The sequence below is a fragment of the Streptosporangium sp. NPDC050284 genome (genome assembly GCF_044459525.1).
GTDB lineage: Bacteria > Actinomycetota > Actinomycetes > Streptosporangiales > Streptosporangiaceae > Streptosporangium.
In genome coordinates this window covers 102,145-119,821 of record NZ_JBITIZ010000022.1, presented here as the reverse complement: position 1 = coordinate 119,821, position 17,677 = coordinate 102,145, and the positions used below count along the sequence as shown (strand labels likewise).

Here is a 17,677-nt window from a genome sequence, read left to right as displayed (position 1 = left end):
CGGGGGGGGGGGGGGGCGGCGCGGGGGGGGCCCCCCCCCCGCCCCCCCCGGCCCCCCCCCCCCGCCCCGCCCCCCCCCCCCCCCCCCCCCCCCCCCGGGGGGGGGGGGGGGCCCCCCCCCCCCCCCCCACCCCCGCGAGGGCGGTCAGATGGCCGCGAAGACCTCGTGGTGGGTGACCGTGAGCTCTCGCTCGACCAGGAAGCGGTCGTCCTCTTCATAGAAGACGGCGCGCGACGGATCCTCCCCCGCGAAGGCGGTGATCGCCTCCCATGACTCCCAGAGCGAGGTCAGCAGGAACTCGGACCGCTCCCCCACGTCCCGGCGGGTGAAACACACCCCCCGGTTGCCCTTGGTCGAGGTGTAGCCGACGTATCCCGTGGCCAGCAGGTATCTCTCATAGGCGGCGGCGTCCTCGGCGCGGGTCCAGCCTCTCCACATTCTCATGATCATGGTTTCTCCTCCGGTACGGCGTGCGCCTGCCGGCCTCCTTGAACGCGAGATAGGCCAGGTACCACATGCACGCCCCCTCTTAAAACACCATCTATCACGTTATGCAGGTGTTGAAAGTAACACAACCCCCTAATGCCGTACAGTGGTTGCGAAGAGGGAAGAGGTGACACGCCATGGACAACCCCTCCGACCTGGTGATCGACTTCGTGAACACGTACGACGTCGAGGAGCGGACCGACTCGATCCCCTCTCCCGCCGCGCTCACCGCCTGGCTGGGCGGGCGAGACCTGATCGGCCCCGGGGACACCGCCGACGAGCGGGATCTGGCGACGGCCGTCGATCTTCGCGAGGCACTCCGCGAGGCACTCCGCCACAACCACGACCGCCCCGGCAAGACCGGCGACGGTCACGAGGCCGGGCTGTCGATGCCCTTCGCCACCCTCCCGCTGCGCGTCGCCCTCACCGCCGAGGGGCCGGTGCTCGAACCGGTCGCGACGGGGGTGCCCGGAGGGTTGGCCGGGATCGTCGCCGCCGTGATGGACGCCCGTTCCGGCGGGATGTGGCCGCGCCTGAAGGTCTGCACCGAGAGCACCTGCCAGTGGGCGTTCGTCGACTCCTCCAAGAACCGCTCACGCTCGTGGTGTTCCATGAAGGTCTGCGGCAACCGTACGAAGACAAGGGCATATCGGGCCCGACGGCAGATGGAGCCGGGTTCACGTCATCTCTGAGTCGGATTCCCCGATACGGTGTAAGAGCCTGTCTCACGGATCCACCCGCCTGATGCCCGCTCGCGTGGCACGAGATCCATGAGACAGCGCGTTTCGAGGCGACGGCAGACGGCAGAGAAGGAGCGGGCCGAGATGGCAGACGTAGGCGTGCGGGCGGCTCGGCACGATGATGTCGCCGCGGTGACGGGCACCCAGATCCGCGCGTGGAGATACGGCTACCGGGACTTCCTTCCCGAAGGACCGCTGGAGCAGATGACCGGCCCCGCGGCCGAGAACATGTGGCGGCAGCAGTGGGACGACGCGATCACCTCGCCGCCCAGCCGCCGGCACCGCGTGCTGGTGGCCGTGGAGCAGGTCGTCCTCGACACCGACGCCTTCCCGGCGCTCGGCCCTGGCGGCATCGAGGCCATGGCCGCGCTGCAGGGCGCGGAGAAGATCGCCGGTCTGGCGTCACACGCCCCGGCGGAGGATCCCGACCTCGACCCGACCACCGCCGGAGAGATGCTCACCTTCCTGATCGACCCCGACCACGTCCGGCGCGGCCACGGCAGCAGGCTGCTGAACGCCACGGTCGACTACCTCCGTGACGACGGCTACCACACCATTGTGACCTGGGTCTTCGCCGAGAACTACGCGGTGCGGGGCTTCCTGGAGTCCGCCGGGTGGGGCGCCGACGGGGCCGAGCGGGTCATCGACATGGGCCGTACGGTGCGGATGATCCGCCTGGCGACCGACATCAGCTAGAGCCGGAGAGGAACGCCGCAACGCCATGGCCACCCCGAGCCAGTGGATCGCCGGAGCACGCCCGCGCACCCTCCCCGCCGCCGTCGTCCCCGTCGCGATCGGCACCGGAGTCGCGATCGGATACGGCGGAGGGGTGTGGTGGCGGGCACTGCTGGCCCTGTTCGTGGCCCTCGCCCTTCAGGTGGGCGTCAACTACGCCAACGACTACAGCGACGGGGTGCGCGGCACCGACTCCGACCGGGTCGGTCCGATGCGCCTGGTCGGCTCGGGCGCCGCGCCCCCTCGTCAGGTCCTCCTCGCGGCCCTCGCCTGCTTCCTCGCCGCCGCGGTGGCCGGACTGGTGCTCGTCGCGGTCACCGGGGCCTGGTGGCTGCTGCTGGTCGGCGCGGCGGCGATCGCCGCGGCCTGGTTCTACACCGGCGGCTCCAGCCCGTACGGCTACCGGGCGCTGGGCGAGGTCTCGGTCTTCGTGTTCTTCGGCCTGGTGGCGGTGACGGGCACCACCTACGTCCAGCTCGAACACCTGCCCTGGCTCGCGGTGGCGGCCGCTGTCCCGGCCGGCCTGCTGGCCTGTGCGATGCTCGTGGTCAACAACCTGCGCGACATCGTGACCGACGGCCCCGCGGGCAAGCGCACCATGGCCGTGGTGCTCGGTGACACCCGCACCCGCGTCCTCTACACCCTCTGCCTCGTCCTGCCCCTGGTCATCGCGCTCGCGCTCGCGCCGTGGCGGCCCTTCGCGGCCCTGGCACTGCTCGCCGCCCCGCTCGCCATCGCCCCGGTCAAGGCGGTCCGGGCGGGCGCCACAGGCCCGGCGCTCATCGCGACGCTCCAGCAGACGGGCCGCTTCCAGCTCGTGTACGGCCTGCTGCTCACCGTCGGCCTCGCCCTCTGACCTTCAAAGCTCCCCGGCCTCACCCGACCGGGACCCTTCACAGGATCCGGCGCATCACGACGCGGGGGACGATCTCGATACCCAGTTCCCGCTCGTGGCGCACCAACTCGGCCATCTCCGGCCCCCACTCGGCCGGGTCGAGCACGACGAAGCCGCGCCGGGCGTACCAGGGTGCGTTCCAGGACACGTCGCGGTAGGTCGTCAGCGTCACGGCGGCGAAGCCGGTCGAGGCCGCGTGCTCGCAGACGGCCTCCAGCAGGCGCCCACCGGCCCCTCTTCGCCCATGGTCGGGATGGACGGCCAGCTGGTCGAGGTGGAGTTGCCCGTCGACCAGGCCGACCATGGCGAACCCGATCGGCGGGTCACCCGCGACGAGCACCCGGCCGGGGTCCTCGGTCTCCTCGATCATCGTGGTCCCCGGCGGGAAGGTGATCCCGACCTCGGCGAACAGCCCGTCGGCCGCCAGCTCCACCGCCGCCAGTCCGGCCAACTCCTCCGACCGCGCCCAGCGAACCTCGGTCGAAGTCGAAGATCGAGTGCTTGTCATAGAACTGGAGGGTACAGCGGCATCACTCGCAGATCATCAGGGTTAACCGGTGCGAGGTGATGCCCCAGCGGCTGTCGAGCCTGCCCGTCTCCTTGCGGAACTCCGTGCCGCGACAGAGCGGGCAGGCAGCTCAGGGTGCGTCATACTCGCACGACGAGCGGCGCCAGGCCCTGGGTTCCAGGGCCTGCGGAGCTGGTGCTCAGAGGTCGAGAAGAGGCTCCAGGCCGACGGTCAGGCCGGGCAGCTCACGGACCCGGCGCACTCCCAGGAGCACGCCCGGCGTGAACGACGAGCGGTTCATGGTGTCGTGGCGGATGGTGAGGATCTCGCCGTCGCCGCCCAGGATCACCTCCTGGTGGGCGATGAGCCCGGCCAGCCGCACCGCGTGCACCCGGACCCCGTCGACGTCGGCACCGCGGGCCCCGTCGAGCTCCGTGCTGGTGGCGTCGGGCATCGGCGCGGAGCCCGCCTTGCGCCGGGCATCGGCGATCAGCTCGGCCGTGCGGCGGGCGGTGCCCGAGGGCGCGTCGGCCTTGTTGGGGTGGTGCAGCTCGACGATCTCGGCCGACTCGAAGTAGCGGGCGGCCTGCTGGGCGAAGTGCATCATGAGCACGGCCGCGATGCCGAAGTTGGGGGCGATCAGCGCGTTGACGCCGGGGTTGGCGTCCAGCCAGCCCTTGACGGTCGCCAGCCGCCCGGCGTCGAAGCCGGTGGTGCCGACCACCGGGTGGATGCCGTGGGAGACGCACCATTCGAGGTTGCCCATCACGACGTCGGGGTGGGTGAAGTCGACCACCACCTCGGCGCCTTCCAGCGCCTCGATCGGGTCGCCCTGGTCGACGGCCGCGACCAGCTCCAGATCGTCCGCCGCCTCGACGGCCCTGCACACTTCGACACCGACGCGCCCTCGGGCGCCGAGAACTCCAACCCTGATCACGGCCCCAAGGCTATACCGTGTGGGCCCGCCGGGCTGTCGCGGACCACCGGGTCCGGCCCTCCAGGAGCGCCCCCGGAGACATGGGCGGCCCCGGCGCGGGAGGCGCCGGGGCCGCTGACAGACGGGGTCCTCAGCCGGTGACGACCGCGCTGAAGTCCCTGTCCTCCTCGTAGGGGCCGATGACCGCGAGGGACATCGGGCGGGTGAGGACGTCCGAGGCGACCTCGGCGATCTGCTCCGGGGTCACCGCGTCGATCCTGACGAGCAGGTCGTCGACGGAGAGCAGCTCGTCGAAGACCAGCTCGCCCTTGCCGATCCTGGACATCCGGGAGCCGGTGTCCTCCAGGCCGAGCACGAGACCGCCGCGCATCTGGCCCTTGCCGCGGACGATCTCCTCCTCGGTGATGCCGTCGGTGACCACGCGGAGCACCTCCTCGCGGCAGATCTTCAGCACGTCGTCGATCTTCGACGGCAGGCAGCCGACGTAGATGCCGAACTGGCCGGTGTCGGCGAGGGCGGAGGTGTAGGAGTACGCCGAGTAGGCCAGGCCCCTCTTCTCCCTGATCTCCTGGAACAGCCGCGAGGACATGCCGCCACCGAGCGCCGCGTTGAGCACCCCGAGCGCGAAGCGGCGCTCGTCGGTGCGGGTCAGCGCGGTCGTGCCGAGGACCAGGTTCGCCTGCTCGGTCGGCCGGTGGACCACCCGCGTGCCGGAGCGCAACTCCACGCCGGGCCCCGACACGCGCGGGGGCACCGGCGAGGCGTCCCCGCCCAGGGCCCCGGCCCGCTCGTAGGCGGCGGCGACGAGAGCCACGACCCGCTCGTGGTCGACGTTGCCCGCCACCGACACCACGGTGTGGGTCGGCAGGTAGAAACGCCGGTAGTACTCGGCGATCCGGTCGCGGGTGACCGCGGTGATCGAGTCGACCGTGCCGAGGATCGGCCTGCCGACCGGCGTGTCACCGTACAGCTCCGCGGAGAACTGCTCGTGCACCACGTCGGAGGGGTCGTCGTCGTGCATGGCGATCTCCTCCAGGATCACGCCACGCTCGGCCTCGACGTCCTCCTCGGTGATGAGCGAGGAGGTCACCACGTCGGCGAGCACGTCGATCGCCACCTGCAGGTCCTCGTCGAGGACCCGCGCGTAGTAGCAGGTGTACTCCTTGGCGGTGAAGGCGTTGATCTCACCGCCGATGCCCTCGATGGCCGCGGAGATCTCCAGGGCGTCCCGTGTCGGCGTGCCCTTGAACAGCAGGTGCTCAAGGAAGTGGGAGGAGCCCATGTGCTGGGGGGACTCGTCTCTCGATCCGATGCCGACCCACATGCCGACCGCGACGGAACGCACGGTCGGCATGGACTCGGTCACCACCCGGAGCCCACCGGGAAGGACGGTGCGCTTCACGACCCCGGCGCCGTCCTTGCCGGGGTGCAGAGTGGTGGTGATCACGAGTTGCGGTCTTCCCCTCCGCCGCCACCGCGGTTGCCACCGCCGCTGTTGCTGCTGCGGGTGCGGGTGCGGCGGGGCCGCTCCTCGCGGGGCCGCTCGTCGGCGGCGGACGCCTCGGCCGCCGGGGCAGCCGAGGTCGCCGAGGACTCGGTGTCGCCGGACTCGGCCTTGGCCGCGGCCTCCTTCTCGATGACCTCGACGGGCACCAGGGAGAGCTTGCCGCGGGAGTCGATCTCGGCGATCTCCACCTGGACCTTCTCGCCGACGTTCATGACGTCCTCGACGTTCTCGATGCGCTTGCCGCCGTGCAGCTTGCGGATCTGGGAGACGTGCAGGAGGCCGTCCTTGCCCGGCATGAGGGAGATGAAGGCGCCGAAGGCGGCGATCTTGACGACCGTGCCCAGGTAGCGCTCGCCGACCTCCGGCATGTGCGGGTTCGCGATGGCGTTGATCGCCGACCTGGCCGCCTCGGCGGACGGGCCGTCGGTGGCGCCGATGTAGATGGTTCCGTCGTCTTCCAGGGTGATCTCGGCGCCGGTGTCGTCCTGGATCTGATTGATCATCTTGCCCTTCGGGCCGATGACCTCTCCGATCTTGTCCACCGGGATCTTGATCGTGATGATGCGCGGGGCCGTCGCGTTCATCTCCGCCGGGGAGTCGATGGCCTCCTGCATCACGTCGATGATCGCCAGACGGGCGCCCTTGGCCTGCCTCAGCGCGGCCGACAGCACGGAGGCCGGGATGCCGTCCAGCTTCGTGTCGAGCTGGAGCGCGGTGATGACGTCCTTGGTGCCGGCGACCTTGAAGTCCATGTCGCCCATCGCGTCCTCGGCGCCGAGGATGTCGGTCAGCGTGACGTACTGGTCACCCTCGTTGATGAGGCCCATCGCGATGCCCGCGACGATGCCCTTGAGCGGGACACCCGCGTCGAGCAGCGCCATCGTCGAGGCGCAGACCGACCCCATCGAGGTCGAACCGTTGGAGCTCAGCGCCTCGGAGACCTGGCGGATCGCGTAGGGGAACTCCTCGCGCGCCGGCAGCACCGGCAGCAGCGCCCGCTCGGCGAGCGCGCCGTGACCGATCTCGCGCCGCTTGGGCGAGCCCACCCGGCCGGTCTCACCGGTGGAGTAGGGGGGGAAGTTGTAGTTGTGCATGTAGCGCTTGGTGCGCTCGGGGTTGAGCGTGTCGATCATCTGCTCCATACGGAGCATGTTGAGCGTGGTGATGCCCAGGATCTGGGTCTCACCGCGCTCGAACAGGGCCGAGCCGTGCACCCGGGGCACGACGTGGACCTCGGCACCGAGCTGCCTGATGTCCTTGACGCCCCGGCCGTCGATGCGGACGCCCTCGGCGATGACCCGCTCGCGCATGAGCTTCTTGGTCAGCGACCGGAACGCGGCGCCGAGCTCCTTCTCGCGGCCCTCGAAGTCGGGGCCGACCTTCTCCAGTACCAGGGCCTTGACCCTGTCGAGCTCGATCTCGCGCTCCTGCTTGCCGGCGATGGTGAGCGCGGCGGCGAGCTCGCTGCGCACCGCGCCGGTCACGGCCTCCAGGACGTCGTCCTGGTAGTCGAGGAACAGCGGGTATTCGGCGGTCTCCTTGGCGGCGACCTTCGCGACCTTGGCCTGCGCCTCGCACAGCACCTTGATGAACGGCTTGGCGGCCTCAAGGCCCTGGGCCACGGTCTCCTCGGTCGGAGCCACCGCACCCTCGGCGACGAGCTTGAGCGTGTCGCGGGTGGACTCGGCCTCGACCATCATGATCGCGACGTCGCCGTCGTCCAGGACCCGGCCCGCGACCACCATGTCGAAGGTGGCACTGGCCAGCTCGGTGTTGGTCGGGAAGGCGACCCACTGGCCCTCGATCAGCGCGACGCGGACGCCGCCGATCGGACCGGAGAACGGCAGCCCGGCGAGCTGGGTGGACAGGGACGCGGCGTTGATAGCCACGACGTCGTACAGGTGCTCGGGGTGGAGCGCCATGATGGTGGCGACCACCTGGATCTCGTTGCGCAGGCCCTTGACGAACGAGGGGCGCAACGGCCGGTCGATCAGACGGCAGGTGAGGATGGCGTCCTCGGAGGGACGGCCCTCACGCCGGAAGAACGAGCCGGGAATGCGGCCCGCGGCGTACATTCGCTCCTCGACGTCCACCGTGAGGGGGAAGAAGTCGAGGTTCTCCTTGGGATTCTTGGACGCGGTGGTCGCTGAGAGGACCATCGTGTCGTCGTCGAGATAGACGACGGCGGAACCCGCCGCCTGGCGCGCGAGCCGCCCGGTCTCGAACCGGATGGTACGTGTGCCGAATGAGCCGTTGTCGATGACGGCTTCGCTGCTGTGGACACCCTCCACGGGGGACCTCCTTGTGGATCGGTCGCCCGCGTCCGGCCAGACGCACGTGTCGCGCCTGGTTCGTCGTGTTTTGCCGGCTCCCCGTAGGTGCAGCGCCGGTCTTCGATCGAAGCGCCCGGTTCCGTATGGCTTTGTGCCATGATGACCGGGGGCCACTACCGAGGACCGGCCCTCCGACGCCGTGGGGCGCGCTTGCTTGCGGACGCGGGGCACTGTCTCGGCTATTCAGTTTGCTCACCGGGGCGGCGTCTTCGTGGCGCGACGCGCCGACATCGTCCCCCATGAGAGATGAGGGAGCGGCGCGAACGCCACTCCCCCACAACACTATCGGCGCAGGCCGAGCCGCTCGATGAGCGAGCGGTAGCGCGCGATGTCCTTGCTCTGCAGGTACTTCAGCAGCCGACGGCGGCGGCCGACGAGCAGCAGCAGGCCACGGCGGCTGTGGTGGTCGTGCTTGTGCACCTTCAGGTGCTCGGTGAGCTCGCTGATGCGCTTGCTCAGCAGCGCGATCTGCACCTCGGGGGAACCGGTGTCGGTCTCACCCTTGGCGTAGTCACCGATGATCTTCTTCTTTGCTGCGGTGTCGAGAGACACTTTTCTCCTTGAACCTCTGCGGGCACGCGCAATTCCGGCTCCCCGAACGACCGTGCGTGCCTACAGTCGCCGTGGCGAGATCAGCACCGGGATCATACGACACCGGTTACAGAGCTGACATGCCAGGCTACCACCGGCTTCGCGACCCCCGCACATCCTGTGAGAGTGCGGCGAGCCTCACCCGAAACCCCTACAGGACCGGCATTTCGGGCCCCGAGGTCCACGTGACGTGAGGGCCGTGTGACACGAGGGCCAGGCGGGACCGGGCATAAGATCGGGCATGGGATCGGAATTCCGGGATCCGGGGTCGGCGTGGCATGAGGGCCGGACGGGACCAGCGCGGAAACCCCGTGGGGACCTGCGGGGAAAGTCAGCTCGTCAAGCGCCGGACCTCGTCCACGTCGGCGTGGATCTGCGCGACGAGAGCCTCGATCGAGTCGAACCTGGTGTTGCCGCGCAGCCTCGGCCCGAAGTCGACGGCCACGTGCGCGCCGTAGAGATCGAGGTCGTCGCGGTCGAGGGCGTACGCCTCGACGGTGCGGGGCACTCCCTCGAAGGTCGGGTTGGTGCCCACGGAGATCGCCGCGGGCCAGCGCTCGCCACCGTACACCGCGGGCAGGTTGCCGGTCTCGACCCCCTGCAGCCAGCCGGCGTAGACGCCGTCCGCGGGGATGGCGGTGAACTCCGGTGACTCCAGGTTCGCCGTCGGGAAACCCAGCTGCCGGCCGCGCTGGTAACCGCGGACGACCACGCCCTCGACCCGGTGCGGGCGGCCGAGCGTCTGCCTGACCGCCTCCATGTCGCCGGAGGCGATCTGCTCGCGGATCAGGGTGGAGGAGATCGTCTCCCCGTCACTGACCAGCGGGACCGCCTCGGCCACGAAGTCGTACTTCTCCCCCAGGGTGCGCAGCGTCTCCACGTCGCCGGAGGCCTTGTGGCCGAAGCGGAAGTTCTCCCCCACCACGACCCCGGCGGCGTGCAGCCGGTCGACGAGGACGGTCTGCACGAACTCGTCCGGGCTCATCTGGGAGAACTCCAGCGTGAACGGCAGGACGCACACCGCGTCGACGCCCAGACCAGCGAGGAGCTCGGTGCGGTGCCTCGCCGTCGTCAGTCTCGGAGGGTGCGTGCCCGGCCGCACGACCTCCTCAGGATGCGGGTCGAAGGTCACCACCACCGAGGGCACCCCGAGACGAGCGGCCATCGCGACGGCACGGGCCACCATCTGCTGGTGCCCGCGGTGAACGCCGTCGAAGACGCCGATCGTGACGACGGACCTGCCCCAGTCTTCGGGCACGTCGTCCAATCCGTGCCAGCCTCGCACCGTAGCCTCTTCCCTCGTAGCGGATGAACCCCTAAAGCCTGCCATGCTCTGAGTCCTTCCCCCCAATCGGGGAGCCCCTTGCCCGTGGCGCGCCCCTCGCCGCGAAAGGCCCGGGACAACGCCCGAAACAACGACGGACAGCCGTCAGGGGACGAAGACGGCCAGGGACCTGGCGACCTGGCCGCGCTCCTCCACCAGCGCCACCAGGGTGCCGTCGGGGGCGAACACCCCGATCGGCCCGCTCCCCGCGCCCAGTGCGGGCAGCCGCCCGCCGTGCGCGACGGTGGCCGCCTCCTCGGCGGTCACGTCCCGGCGGGGAAAGGCCGCCGCGACCGCGTCGGCCATCGGCAGGATCACGCACTCGGCGGCGAGGTGCTCCAGGGTGTGGGCCACCGACAGGTCGTAGGGGCCCACCCGGGTACGGCGCAGGGCGGTCAGATGGCCGCCGACGCCCAGGTCGGCGCCGAGATCACGGGCGAGCGCACGAATGTAGGTGCCACTGGAACAGGACACCGAGGCGTCGACGTCGACGAGTTCGCCGAGATTACCGTGCCGGCGCACGGCGGTGATCTCGAAGCTCGACACGGTCACCTGGCGAGCCTTGAGGTCGACCTCCTCCCCCGCCCTGGCCCGTTTGTAGGCCCGCTCGCCGTTCACCTTGATCGCGCTGACCTGCGGCGGGATCTGCATGATCGGGCCGGTCAACGTGGCGACGCCCTTCCTGACGTCCTCCTCGGCGACCTGCGCCGCCGACACCGACGCGGTGATCTCGCCCTCGGCGTCGTCGGTGTTGGTGGTCTGGCCGAGGCGGATCGTGGCGTCGTAGCCCTTCTCGGTGAGCGCGAGGTGGCCGAGCAGGCGGGTGGCCTTCTCGACACCGACCACCAGCACGCCGGTGGCCATCGGGTCGAGGGTGCCCGCGTGGCCGACCTTGCGAGTGCCCGCGATGCCGCGGAGCTTGGCCACCACGTCGTGCGAGGTCCACTCGGCGGGCTTGTCAACGATGATCAGTCCGCTCGGCGGCGGGGTGCGCTTGGCGCGAGCCGTACTCATTGTGGTCCTTACAAGCGTGCGGTGAAGGGCTTACAGCAGTGCCCGGAGACTCGCGATCGTCTCCTCGACAGGCTGGTGAGAGGTGAAACCCGCCGCCTTGGCGTGCCCGCCGCCCCCCAACGCGACGCTGACGCGCGAGACGTCCACCCCGCCCTTGGAGCGCATGGAGACCTGCCAGACGCCGTCGTCGTCCTCCTTGAGAATCGTGGCGACGTCCGCCTCGTCGGTGCGCCGGATCACGTCGATCATCCCCTCGACCTCGTCGTAGGGCAGCCCGTACGCGGCGCGGTCGGCTCGGGTGACGAACGTCCAGACCAGGCCACCGCCCACCTCGGGCTCCAGCCGCACCCTGTCGAGCACGACGCCGAGCACCTTCAGGTAGCCGAACGGAGAACGGTCCCACAGCTCGCGGGAGATCTTCTCGGGATCGAGCCCGGTGTCGAGCAGCCGGGCGGCCATCGCGTGCGCCACCGGGGTGGTGGAGGAGTGCCTGAAGGAGCCGGTGTCGGTGACGAGCCCGACGTACAGGCAGGTCGCGATGTCCTTGTCGATCGGCAGGCCGAGCCTGTGGATCAGCTCCTCGGCGAGCACGGCGGTGGCCGCGGCGTCGGGATCGACCAGGTTGAGGGTGCCGAACCCGGTGTTGGACGGGTGGTGGTCCAGCACGACCAGCTCGTTCGCCTTGACCGTGTTGCCGGTCAGCACGCCGAGACGCCCGACGGTGGGGACGTCGAAGGTGACCATCACCTCGGGCGCGGCGGGGTAGTGCGCAGGGTCGGCCAGCAGCTCCTGCCCCGGCAGGAAACGCAGCAGCCTGGGCACACTGAAGCGCCGGTCGCCGAAGGAGGCGGTGACCCGCTTGCCCGCCGCGCGTAGTGCGAGCCCGACGGCGAGCATGGAGCCGAGCGCGTCACCGTCGGGCGAGACGTGACAGGCGAGCGCGATCTCGTCCGCGGCGGAGATGAGCTCGACGGCCCGTGCCCAGTCTCGACCGGACACCGGGCCCACCGAGCCGTCGTCACGCGAGGCGGGCCTCACGTCGCGGAGCGTCCCGCGCGTTCCGGGGATTCGTCTTCCTCGTCCCCGGAGTCGTCGCCGTCTTCCCTGTCCTCGGGCCTGCGGTAGGGATCGGCGTCCCCGGCGTGCGACGCCCCTTCGGCCCGCTTGGCGATCTCCACGTCCCTGGCCTTCGCCTCGGCGAGCAGATCCTCCAGATGACGGGCGGTGTCAGGGAGCGGGTCGTGGGTGAACGTCAGCGTCGGCGTGTGGCGCAGCCCCGTCTGGCGGCCCACCTCCGAGCGGATGAGCCCCTTGGCGCTCTCCAGTGCCATGGCGGAGTCGGCCCGCTCGGCCTCGGAGCCGAACACGGTGTAGAACACCGTGGCCTCGCCCAGGTCGTTGGTGATGCGCGTGTCCGTCACGGTCACGAACCCCAGCCTGGGGTCCTTGATGCGGCGCTCCAGCATCTCCGCCACGATCTGCTGGATCCGATCGGCGATCTTGCGCGCGCGTGCGGCGTCCATAACTCCCCCCTTCTCACGGGGATGGCCGGTGGCGGTAGGGGTCCTTCCGCGACCGGCCGTCTCCGTATCTAGTCTTCGTCCTCGTTGTAGAGCCGATGTCTGGCGGACAGCAACTCGATCTCCGGGTGGAAGGCGATCAGGCGCTCGCAGTCGTCGAGCACCTCACCGCAGTTGGCGGCGGTGGCGGAGACGACCGCGATCCCGATCTCGGTACGGCGATGCAGGTCAAGGTGACCGGTCTCCGCGACGGCCACATTCGGGAACCGTCGCCGCACCTCCGCGACGATGGGACGCACCACCGAGCGCTTCTGCTTCAGCGAGTGGACGTCGCCGAGCAGGATGTCCAATGTCAGTGCACCTACATACATGATGGGTCACTCGCCACGATCGACACCGTGCCACGGGCTCGGGTCCCGCCCACCGGCCGCGCACCCGAGGGTGCGCGGCCGGTGGAACGGTTTCCCTGCCTGTCGAGAGGCATCAGGTTCGCGGCTTCTCCCGCATCTCGAAGGTCTCGATGACGTCATCGATCTTGATGTCGTTGTAGCCGACACCGATACCGCACTCGAACCCATCGCGGACCTCGGTCGCGTCTTCCTTGAAACGGCGCAGCGAGGAGACGGTGAGGTTGTCGGAGATGACGACCCCGCCGCGGATGATCCGGGCCTTGCTGTTGCGGACGATCGTGCCCGAACGGACCAGCGCACCGGCGATGTTGCCGATCTTCGGCACCTTGAAGACCTCGCGGACTTCGGCGGTGCCCATCTGGACCTCTTCGAACTCCGGCTTGAGCATGCCCTTGAGGGCCGCCTCGATCTCCTCGATCGCCTGGTAGATGACCGAGTAGTAGCGGATGTCGACGCCCTCGCGCTCGGCCAGATCGCGCGCCCTGACCTCGGGACGCACGTTGAAGCCGATGATGACGGCGTTGTCGTCGGCGACCGCCAGGTTGACGTCGTACTCGGTGATCGCACCGACGGCGCGGTGGAGCACCCGCAGGCGCACCTCGTCGCCGACATCGATCTTGAGCAGCGCGTCTTCCAGAGCTTCGACGGAACCGGAGACGTCACCCTTGATGATGAGCTTGAGCTCGTCGACCTGGCCCTTCTCCATCTCGCTGAAGAGCTCTTCGAGGGTGCGGCGGCGGCCGGACTTGGCCATGTCCGCGATGCGCTTGCGCGCGGCGCGCTGCTGGGCGATCTGGCGCGCCATCCGGTCGTCGGTGACGACGATGAAGTTGTCACCGGCTCCCGGCGTCGCGGTCAGACCGAGGACCTGCACCGGACGGGACGGGTCGGCCTCCGGGATCGCCTCGCCCTTGTCGTCGAGCATCGCCCGGACGCGGCCGAAGGCCTCGCCACAGACGATCGAGTCGCCGACACGGAGCGTGCCGCGCTGGACCAGCACGGTCGCGACCGGACCGCGGCCCTTGTCGAGGTGCGCCTCGATGGCGACGCCCTGGGCGTCCATCGTGGCGTTGGCCCGCAGGTCGAGCTCGGCGTCCGCGGTGAGCAGGATGGCCTCGAGCAGCTGCTCGATGCCGATCCCGTTCTTGGCGGAGATGTCGACGAACATCGTGGTGCCGCCGTACTCCTCGGCGACCAGACCGTACTCGGTGAGCTGGGCGCGCACCTTGCTCGGGTCCGCCCCCTCCTTGTCGACCTTGTTGACCGCGACGACGATCGGCACGTCGGCCGCCTGGGCGTGGTTGAGCGCCTCGATGGTCTGCGGCTTCACGCCGTCGTCGGCCGCGACGACCAGGACGGCGATGTCGGTCACCTTGGCACCTCGGGCACGCATGGCGGTGAACGCCTCGTGACCCGGGGTGTCGATGAAGGTGATCTTCCGCTCTTCGTCCTCGTGCGTGGTGGCGATCTGGTAGGCACCGATGTGCTGGGTGATGCCACCAGCCTCCCGCGCCACCTCGTTGGTGTTGCGGATGGCGTCGAGCAGCTTGGTCTTACCGTGGTCGACGTGACCCATGACGGTCACCACCGGCGGGCGCGCGACCAGGTCGGACTCGTCGCCCTCGTCCTCGCCGAACTCGATGTCGAAGGTCTCCAGGAGCTCGCGGTCCTCCTCCTCCGGGCTGACCACAAGCAGGTTGTAGTCGAGCTCGGCGGCGAGAAGCTGGAGCGTCTCCTCGTTGACCGACTGCGTGGCGGTCACCATCTCGCCCAGGTGCAGCATGATCTGCACCAGGGACGCCGGGATCGCGCCGATCTTGTCGGCGAAGTCCGACAGGGAGGCGCCGCGCGACAGGCGGATCGTCTGCCCGTTGCCGCGAGGAGCCTGCACGCCGCCGATCGCCGGGGCCTGCATGTTGTCGAATTCCTGACGCCGCTGGCGCTTGGACTTGCGACCGCGGGTCGGGCGTCCTCCGGGACGGCCGAACGCGCCCGCGGTGCCTCCACCGCGGCCACGGCCACCACCACCGGGACGACCGGCGAAACCGCCGCCGCCACCGGGGCCACCGGTTCCGGTGCCGGGACGACCCGCGCCGCCACCGCCACCCGGGCGACCGGCGAAGCCGCCGCCGCCACCGGGACGACCGCCGCCACCGGGACGGCCTGCGCCGCCACCCGGGCGACCGGCACCCGCACCGCCGCCGGGACGACCGGCGCCACCGCCGCCGGGACCGGCGGGCCGGCCCTGGGGCATCATCATCGGGCTGGGACGCGGACCACCCGGACGCGGGCCACCGGGACCACCGGCGCCGCCACCGGGACGCGGGCCACCGGCGCCGGGACCCGGACGCGGGCCACCCGATCCGGGCGGGCCGGAACGGGCGCCGGGCGGACGGGGACCGGCGTTGTCGCGGTCCTGGCGAGGACCGCGGTCCTCGCGGGGGCCGGGACGCGGACCCCTGTCGCCGGGACCGCCGTCACGGCCGGGACCACCGGGACCACCGGGGCCGCCACCGCGCGGCGGACGGGCCTGGCCCATGCCGCTCGCGTTCGAGGAGAACGGGTTGTTGCCGGGGCGCGGGCCGCGCGGACCCGGACGCGGGCCGGGCTTGGGCGCACCGGCACCGGGGGCACCGGCACCGGGCCTGGGGCCCGAGGGCGCTCCACCGGGACCGCCCGAGGGACGACCGCCCTCGGGGCGCGCCTCGGGGCGCTGTGCGGGACCCGGACGCGGAGCGGGCCTGGGACCCGGCTTGGGGCCGGGGGCCGCGGGGCGCCCGCTCTCGGTGCGGGGCGCCTCGAACCGCGGTGCCTGCACCTGCGGCGGCTGCTGACGCGGCGGCTGCGGGGGCTGGACCGGCGGAGCCGGAGGAACCACCGGCGGGGCCGCCTGCGGCGCGGGGGCCGCGGGGCGAGCCTGCACGGGCCCCGGTCGAGGACCCGGCCTGGGGGCCGGACCCGGCTTGGGGATGGATGTCGGCGCCGAGGTGGCACCGTTTGGCTGGCCGTCACCCGGCCGAGGGGCCGCCTGAGGCGGCCTGGGGCCTCTGCCCCTGTCGGACGAACCCTTACTGGGGCCGCCCAGAGCTTCCGTGAGCCTGCGGACTACCGGTGCTTCGATAGTCGAGGACGCCGAACGCACGAACTCGCCCATCTCCTGGAGCTTGGCCATCACGACCTTGCTCTCCACACCGAACTCCTTGGCGAGCTCGTATACCCGGACCTTCGCCACTGCACTCCCTTGTCTCGGCCCGGGAGGCGGTGCCGCCGGACCGTCGTTACGTTGACGTACTCATCGCCGCATGCTCATCAGGCGCTCATAGCTATCTGACCAGCCCATCAGTTCGGCGTCCTACATGACAGTCGGTAACCATTTCACCCGATCCTTTCAGCCTGTTGCTCTTCCAGGTGGCCGCGCAGTCGCGACAGGTCGAGCGATTCCGCGACGCGAAAAGCCCGCGAAAACGCTCGGCGACGCTCTGCGAGTTCGAGACAGCTCAAGGTGGGATGCAGTGAAGCACCACGCCCTTGGAGCCGTCTTCGCAGGTCAGGGACGATAACGCCCTCAACCACCACCAGGCGGAGCAGCTCGGAGGAAACCGTGCGAACCCGGCACCCCACACATGTTCTTCGTGGGGCAGCCTGGCCACCATATTCCAGCTTACCGTGTGGGCGCATCTGCGGAACCGGCCGCGTCCCCCGGCTGGGTGTCGGGACGGATGTCGATCCGCCAACCGGTGAGGCGGGCGGCGAGCCGGGCGTTCTGCCCCTCCTTGCCGATGGCGAGGGAGAGCTGGTAGTCAGGCACGGTCACGCGCGCGGCGCGGCCGTCGAAATCGATCACCTCTACGTGGGAAACGCGGGCCGGGGACAACGCATTCCCCACGAACTCCGCGGGATCCTCCGACCAGTCGATGATGTCGATCTTCTCGCCGTGCAACTCCGTCATCACGTTGCGTACCCGCGAGCCCATCGGGCCGATGCAGGCACCCTTGGCGTTCACCCCCGGGCGCCGGGACCGGACCGCGAGCTTGGTGCGGTGACCGGCCTCGCGGGCGACGGCGGCGATCTCGACCGTGCCGTCGGCGATCTCGGGCACCTCCAGCGCGAAGAGCTTCTTCACCAGGCCGGGGTGGGTGCGCGAAAGAGTCACCGAGGGCCCCTTGTGGCCCTTCTTGACCTGCACCACGTAGCAGCGGATGCGGTCGCCGTGGACGTATTCCTCGCCCGGGACCTGCTCGCTGTGCGGCAGCACCGCCTCGATCTTGCCCAGGTCGACCAGAACGACCCTCGGGTCCTTGCCCTGCTGGATGACCCCCGCCACGAGCTCGCCCTCACGGCTGGCGAACTCACCGAAGTTGATCTCGTCCTCGGCGTCGCGGAGCTGCTGCAGGATCACCTGCTTGGCCGTGGTCGCGGCGATGCGGCTGAAGTTGCCCGGGGTGTCGTCGAACTCCCTGAGCACCTCCCCGCTCTCGTCGTCGAGCTCGGCCGCGAAGATGGTCACATGCCCTGACTTGCGGTCGAGCTCGGCGCGCGCCTTGGCCGCCGCGCCCTCACTCCGGAAATACGCGATCAGCAGCGCGTCCTCGATCGCCTTGACGACCAGGTCGAAGGAGATGTCCTTCTCCCTCTCCAGGCTGCGCAGGACGCTCATGTCGATGTCCACGAGGCTTC

17 protein-coding genes are annotated in these 17,677 nt (G+C 70.3%); 3 read left to right on the top strand and 14 right to left on the bottom strand.

Translation table 11 applies throughout. The annotated features are described in order from the left end of the window. Positions 1-144 precede the first annotated feature (144 nt). Complete coding sequence (locus ACIBH4_RS35400; RefSeq protein WP_362763946.1) at positions 145-444, bottom strand: hypothetical protein; 300 nt, start codon at positions 442-444, stop codon at positions 145-147. 179 nt (positions 445-623) lie between these two features. Between ACIBH4_RS35400 and ACIBH4_RS35395 the strand changes: the two genes are divergently transcribed. From ACIBH4_RS35395 to ACIBH4_RS35385, 3 genes are all read left to right on the top strand, one after another. Continuing rightward, positions 624-1,178 carry a CGNR zinc finger domain-containing protein gene (locus ACIBH4_RS35395; RefSeq protein ID WP_362501165.1) on the top strand — a complete coding sequence of 185 codons (555 nt, stop codon included), beginning with the start codon at positions 624-626 and terminating at the stop codon, positions 1,176-1,178. Between the two features lie 132 nt (positions 1,179-1,310). Beyond that, the gene (locus tag ACIBH4_RS35390) at positions 1,311-1,922 is read left to right on the top strand and encodes a GNAT family N-acetyltransferase (RefSeq protein ID WP_362501163.1); all 612 of its coding nucleotides are present in this window, start codon (positions 1,311-1,313) and stop codon (positions 1,920-1,922) included. Positions 1,923-1,947: 25 nt separating this feature from the next. Then, complete coding sequence (locus tag ACIBH4_RS35385; protein ID WP_362501161.1) at positions 1,948-2,817, top strand: 1,4-dihydroxy-2-naphthoate polyprenyltransferase; 870 nt, start codon at positions 1,948-1,950, stop codon at positions 2,815-2,817. 37 nt (positions 2,818-2,854) lie between these two features. On the opposite strand, the gene ACIBH4_RS35380 is transcribed toward ACIBH4_RS35385, so the two are convergent. From ACIBH4_RS35380 to nusA, 13 genes are all read right to left on the bottom strand, one after another. Further along, positions 2,855-3,364, bottom strand: coding sequence for a GNAT family N-acetyltransferase (locus ACIBH4_RS35380; RefSeq protein WP_362501159.1), 510 nt, complete (start codon positions 3,362-3,364; stop codon positions 2,855-2,857). Positions 3,365-3,563: 199 nt separating this feature from the next. Beyond that, on the bottom strand, positions 3,564-4,301 hold the full coding sequence (dapB, locus tag ACIBH4_RS35375) for a 4-hydroxy-tetrahydrodipicolinate reductase (protein ID WP_362763943.1): 738 nt from the start codon (positions 4,299-4,301) through the stop codon (positions 3,564-3,566). A 130-nt stretch (positions 4,302-4,431) separates the two neighbouring features. Next, entirely contained in the window at positions 4,432-5,745 is a 1,314-nt protein-coding gene (locus tag ACIBH4_RS35370) for a pitrilysin family protein (protein WP_362502208.1), read from the bottom strand. Beyond that, positions 5,745-8,099 (bottom strand): polyribonucleotide nucleotidyltransferase, encoded by a 2,355-nt coding sequence (locus ACIBH4_RS35365; RefSeq protein WP_362501155.1) that lies wholly within the window; start codon positions 8,097-8,099, stop codon positions 5,745-5,747. Before ACIBH4_RS35365 ends, ACIBH4_RS35370 begins: the two co-directional genes overlap by 1 nt. A gap of 324 nt (positions 8,100-8,423) precedes the next feature. Continuing rightward, a complete protein-coding gene (gene rpsO, locus ACIBH4_RS35360) occupies positions 8,424-8,693 on the bottom strand; it encodes a 30S ribosomal protein S15 (protein ID WP_350944705.1) in 270 nt (89 codons plus the stop codon). Positions 8,694-9,063: 370 nt separating this feature from the next. Then, complete coding sequence (locus tag ACIBH4_RS35355) at positions 9,064-10,017, bottom strand: bifunctional riboflavin kinase/FAD synthetase (RefSeq protein ID WP_362501152.1); 954 nt, start codon at positions 10,015-10,017, stop codon at positions 9,064-9,066. Between the two features lie 144 nt (positions 10,018-10,161). Beyond that, positions 10,162-11,070, bottom strand: coding sequence for a tRNA pseudouridine(55) synthase TruB (gene truB, locus ACIBH4_RS35350; protein ID WP_362501150.1), 909 nt, complete (start codon positions 11,068-11,070; stop codon positions 10,162-10,164). Positions 11,071-11,100: 30 nt separating this feature from the next. Continuing rightward, positions 11,101-12,108, bottom strand: a complete 1,008-nt coding sequence (locus tag ACIBH4_RS35345) for a bifunctional oligoribonuclease/PAP phosphatase NrnA (protein ID WP_362501148.1) — start codon at positions 12,106-12,108, stop codon at positions 11,101-11,103. Next, a complete protein-coding gene (gene rbfA, locus ACIBH4_RS35340) occupies positions 12,105-12,593 on the bottom strand; it encodes a 30S ribosome-binding factor RbfA (RefSeq protein WP_362501146.1) in 489 nt (162 codons plus the stop codon). The genes ACIBH4_RS35345 and rbfA overlap by 4 nt, the downstream gene beginning before the upstream one ends. Before the next feature lie 68 nt (positions 12,594-12,661). Further along, positions 12,662-12,961, bottom strand: a complete 300-nt coding sequence (locus tag ACIBH4_RS35335) for a DUF503 domain-containing protein (RefSeq protein ID WP_350944711.1) — start codon at positions 12,959-12,961, stop codon at positions 12,662-12,664. A gap of 112 nt (positions 12,962-13,073) precedes the next feature. Next, entirely contained in the window at positions 13,074-16,232 is a 3,159-nt protein-coding gene (gene infB, locus ACIBH4_RS35330) for a translation initiation factor IF-2 (RefSeq protein ID WP_362501144.1), read from the bottom strand. A 143-nt stretch (positions 16,233-16,375) separates the two neighbouring features. Beyond that, positions 16,376-16,678, bottom strand: a complete 303-nt coding sequence (locus tag ACIBH4_RS35325) for a YlxR family protein (RefSeq protein ID WP_350944851.1) — start codon at positions 16,676-16,678, stop codon at positions 16,376-16,378. Further along, the gene (gene nusA / locus ACIBH4_RS35320) at positions 16,662-17,669 is read right to left on the bottom strand and encodes a transcription termination factor NusA (RefSeq protein ID WP_362501141.1); all 1,008 of its coding nucleotides are present in this window, start codon (positions 17,667-17,669) and stop codon (positions 16,662-16,664) included. Before nusA ends, ACIBH4_RS35325 begins: the two co-directional genes overlap by 17 nt. Positions 17,670-17,677 lie beyond the last annotated feature (8 nt).

Coding starts and splice junctions, on each gene's coding strand:
- ACIBH4_RS35400 (WP_362763946.1), bottom strand. CDS start 444: ATGAGAATGTGGAGAGGCTGGACCCGCGCCGAGGACGCCGCCGCCTAT.
- ACIBH4_RS35395 (WP_362501165.1), top strand. CDS start 624: ATGGACAACCCCTCCGACCTGGTGATCGACTTCGTGAACACGTACGAC.
- ACIBH4_RS35390 (WP_362501163.1), top strand. CDS start 1,311: ATGGCAGACGTAGGCGTGCGGGCGGCTCGGCACGATGATGTCGCCGCG.
- ACIBH4_RS35385 (WP_362501161.1), top strand. CDS start 1,948: ATGGCCACCCCGAGCCAGTGGATCGCCGGAGCACGCCCGCGCACCCTC.
- ACIBH4_RS35380 (WP_362501159.1), bottom strand. CDS start 3,364: ATGACAAGCACTCGATCTTCGACTTCGACCGAGGTTCGCTGGGCGCGG.
- truB (WP_362501150.1), bottom strand. CDS start 11,070: ATGAGTACGGCTCGCGCCAAGCGCACCCCGCCGCCGAGCGGACTGATC.
- rbfA (WP_362501146.1), bottom strand. CDS start 12,593: ATGGACGCCGCACGCGCGCGCAAGATCGCCGATCGGATCCAGCAGATC.
- ACIBH4_RS35335 (WP_350944711.1), bottom strand. CDS start 12,961: ATGTATGTAGGTGCACTGACATTGGACATCCTGCTCGGCGACGTCCAC.
- ACIBH4_RS35325 (WP_350944851.1), bottom strand. CDS start 16,678: ATGCGCCCACACGGTAAGCTGGAATATGGTGGCCAGGCTGCCCCACGA.